This is a genomic window from Nocardiopsis sp. RV163 (assembly GCF_001029525.1).
GTDB lineage: Bacteria > Actinomycetota > Actinomycetes > Streptosporangiales > Streptosporangiaceae > Nocardiopsis > Nocardiopsis dassonvillei.
On the sequence record NZ_LEKI01000296.1, the window covers coordinates 1 to 2,728 of the forward strand.

Consider the following 2,728-nt stretch of genomic DNA (forward strand, 5'->3'; position numbering starts at 1 on the left):
CAGGAGCTGCATGACCGCCTCCTCGTCGCTGAGGGCGGCGCGGTGCCGGATCATCCGCGTCGTGAGGTCGTCCGCGGGTTCGCGGCGCCTGGCCGCCACCGCCTCCGACAGCACCCGCTCCCCCTCCCCACAGAGGAACAGCGCCTTCATGAACAGTTCCGAAGCCGACCCCCGTCGCCTCCTGGTCAACCGGTACCGTCTGGACGAGGTCATCGGCTCCGGCGGCATGGGGCGGGTCTGGCAGGGCACCGACACCCTCCTGGACCGGCCGGTCGCCGTCAAGGAGCTGACCACGCCGCCGAACCTGCCCCCGCACGAGGTCGAGGTGCTGCGCACCCGAATGCTGCGCGAGGCGCGCAGCGCCGCGCAGCTCAGCCACCCGGCCATCATCACGGTGTTCGACGTGGCCGAGGAGGACGGCCGCCCGTGGATCGTCATGGAGCTGGTCCGCGGCCCCTCCCTGGGCGACCTCGTCCGCGACGAGGGCGCGCTGCCGGTCCGGCGGACCGCCGGGATCGGCGAGCAGATGGCGGCGGGGCTGGCCGAGGCGCACGCCCGCGGCATCGTGCACCGCGACATCAAGCCGGGCAACGTGCTCATCGCGGGCAACGACCGCGCGGTCCTGACCGACTTCGGCATCGCCCACCTGGACGGCTCCACCCACCTGACCAGCACCGGGCTGCTGATCGGCTCCCCGAGCTACCTGGCCCCGGAGGTCGCGCACGGGCACTCGGCCACCCCGGCCTCGGACATGTGGGCCCTGGGCGTCACCCTCTACCAGGCGGTCGAGGGCACCCTGCCCTTCGAGCGGCCGACCCCGATGGCGACGCTGACCGCCATCGTCACCCAGGACCTGCCCGAGCCGGTCAACGCCGGTCCGCTGCGCCCGGTCCTGGAGGCCCTGTGCGAGAAGCGCCCGGAGGACCGGCCGTCGGTCGGCGAGGTGCGCGCCCTGCTGCGCGAGATCCGGGACGCGGACGACACCCCCGAGACGGTCGCGCCCACGATGGTCGCCACCGTGCCCGCGGCCTCCTCCGGCTCCGTCCGGCGGACGCTGCTGGTCGCCGCCGCCGTGTTCGTGCTCCTCGTCGTGGGCGCCACCGCCAGCCTCCTGGTGAGCATGAACCGCTCGGGCGGGGCCGACACCGGGCTGGTCGACGGCTCGGATCAGGAGGCCGCCGCCGACCCCGGCGCGGAGGAGTCGGCTCCCCCCGCCGGGGAGAGCTCGTCCGCTGCCGAGGAGACGCCGCGGGAGCCCGCGGAGCCCTCGGACGAGGAGTCGGAGGAGGAGCGGGACGAGGACGGTGTGGAGGAGGTCTGGGGGCCCCTCACCCGCCACGAGGACTCCAGCGGCTTCTCCGTGGACGTCCCCGAGGGTTGGAACGTCGAGCGCGAGGGCCACATGGTCTACTTCCGAAACCCCGACGGCGGCTACCTGCTGGTGGACCAGACCGACAACCCCAACCCCGACGCCGGGGACGACTGGCGCGAGTTCGAGCCCGTCGGCAGCGGCAACTTCAGCGGCTACGAACTGATCGGCATCGAGGACGTCGGGGCCGACTGGGCGGAGGACTACGTCAGCGCCGCCGACTGGGAGTTCACCTTCGGCAACGGCGACATGCACGCCATCAACCGCGGCTTCCACACCGAGGACATCGGCTACGCCCTGTTCCTGGTGGCCGACAACGACCACCCCGAGCAGAACCGGGCGCTGCTGGACCACATGTCCCGCGGCTTCGAACCGGCCGACGGGGACGGCTGAGCGGTCAGAACACCGAGCAGTTGGTGATGTCGGTGAAGGCCTCCAGGGCCAGCGCCGCCGTCACCGAGTTGCCCTTGGCGTCCAGGCCGGGCCCCCACGCCGCCACCGAGCAGCGCCCCGGCACGATCGCGAGGATGCCGCCGCCCACCCCGCTCTTGCAGGGCAGGCCGACGCGGTAGGCGAACTCGCCCGCGGCGTCGTAGGTGCCGCAGGTGAGCATCACCGCCATGACGCGGCGCGCGTCGGAGCGGCTGAGCAGTTGGGAGCCGTCCGCACGCCTGCCGTGGCGCGCCAGCAGCAGCCCCACCCGTGCCAGCTCCTCGCAGCTGACGGTGATCGCGCACTGCCGGAAGTAGTGGTCCAGCACATCCGGTACCGGGTTGCGCATGTTGCCGAAGCTCGCCATGAGGTAGGCCAGCGCCCGGTTGCGGTCGCCGTGCTCGTCCTCCGAGCGCGCCACCGGGTTGTCCGTGTGCAGGTCGGGGTCGCCGGTCTCCGCGCACAGCAGCTCTCCCAGCGCGCCGACGGCGTCCCCGGTGTCGGTCAGCAGTTGGTCGGTGACGATGAGCGCGCCCGGGTTGATCATGGGGTTGCGGGGCACGCCGCTCTCGAACTCCAGCTGGTACAGGGAGTTGAAGGAGTTGCCCGACGGCTCCCGGTGGACCCGCTTCCACACGCTGTCCCCGGATCTGCTCATCACCAGCGCCAGGGTGAACACCTTGGTGATGCTCTGCATGGAGAAGCGCGTCCGTGAGTGGTCGCCGACGCTGTACAGGTCGCCGTCCACCGTGGCCACGGCGAACCCGAACTCGTCCGGGTCCACGTTGGCCAGTTCGGGGATGTAGTCGGCGACCCGGCCCTCGCCGATGTGCGACCGAACCCTCCCCATGACGGCGTCGAGCACTTCTCCGTAGTAGTCGCGGTCGCTCACCTCGGCCCCCGCCCCCTTCCGTGTCGGTGTCCCTC

2 protein-coding genes are annotated in these 2,728 nt (G+C 72.1%); one reads left to right on the plus strand and one right to left on the minus strand.

Going from position 1 to position 2,728, the window contains the following annotated elements; translation table 11 throughout:
- Positions 1 to 148 precede the first annotated feature (148 nt).
- Entirely contained in the window at positions 149 to 1,762 is a 1,614-nt protein-coding gene (locus tag ABD54_RS26185; RefSeq protein WP_047872223.1) for a serine/threonine-protein kinase, read from the plus strand.
- 4 nt (positions 1,763 to 1,766) lie between these two features.
- Here ABD54_RS26185 and ABD54_RS26190 read toward each other — a convergent pair whose 3' ends face one another.
- Complete coding sequence (locus tag ABD54_RS26190) at positions 1,767 to 2,651, minus strand: glutaminase (RefSeq protein WP_047872224.1); 885 nt, start codon at positions 2,649 to 2,651, stop codon at positions 1,767 to 1,769.
- Positions 2,652 to 2,728: the final 77 nt, after the last annotated feature.

What these genes read in the sequence shown, in the direction of transcription:
- ABD54_RS26185 (WP_047872223.1), top strand. Translation starts at nt 149, where the DNA reads ATGAACAGTTCCGAAGCCGACCCCCGTCGCCTCCTGGTCAACCGGTAC.
- ABD54_RS26190 (WP_047872224.1), bottom strand. Translation starts at nt 2,651, where the DNA reads ATGGGGAGGGTTCGGTCGCACATCGGCGAGGGCCGGGTCGCCGACTAC.